This window comes from Polynucleobacter nymphae, assembly GCF_018882155.1.
GTDB classification, from domain to species: Bacteria; Pseudomonadota; Gammaproteobacteria; order Burkholderiales; family Burkholderiaceae; genus Polynucleobacter; species Polynucleobacter nymphae.
This window is the reverse complement of record NZ_JACVPA010000016.1, coordinates 1-712: the sequence shown is the minus strand read 5'-3', so window position 1 is coordinate 712 and position 712 is coordinate 1. Positions and strand designations below refer to the sequence as shown.

The 712-nt window shown below is 49.9% G+C and carries 1 pseudogene; it reads left to right on the top strand.

What is annotated here, in order from left to right:
- Positions 1-712 (top strand): annotated as a pseudogene (locus ICN29_RS10630) (hypothetical protein); the annotation flags it as partial.

The window sequence follows — 712 nt, the reverse complement described above, 5'->3', positions numbered from 1 at the left end:
TGGCACTTAACGCAGGTTCTGGCACGATCACCAACCTTGCTACCTTTAGTAATACAGGTACCTTAACGCTAGGCGCTGCTCTTGGCACCTTAACCTTCACCAATGGTCTGATTGCGACAGCGCCAAGTACGAAGTATTTATCTGGCACGATTGCTGCTAATAACTCGACTAGCGCAATTAATCTAGGCACTACCCCAGTCAGCATCTTGGCCACCACCACAATAGGGGGCACAGCTACTGGTGCGATTAGTCTGGGCGCTACTACCTTAGCCGATAACGTGACTTTGACTATTGGTACCGGAAGGGCTAATGCAATCAATTTAAGCTCAGTAGCAGGTACCGCTTCAGGTAGCGCTTCTAACCTGACAATCAATACCACTGGTGTAGTAGCCGTGAGCGGCACCATCGGCACCGATATCGGTACTCTGACGATTACCAACTCGGGTGGCACCACCTTTAGTGGGGCAGTGGGAGCAAGTGCTGATCCAATCGCTAGTGTTGTTTTGACTGCAACTACTGGCACGATTCAGTTCTCCGACAATCTGTACGCCACAGCCATTAGCAATAGTGGTGGTAACTTTGCGCTCAATCTTTATGGCGCTACAACCACCATTACAAATGCAGTGACGTTTAGTACTTCTGGAGCGCTTTACCTCGGCAACGAAAGTACCGATACCTTAACCTTCACCAATGGTCTGATTGCGACAGCGCC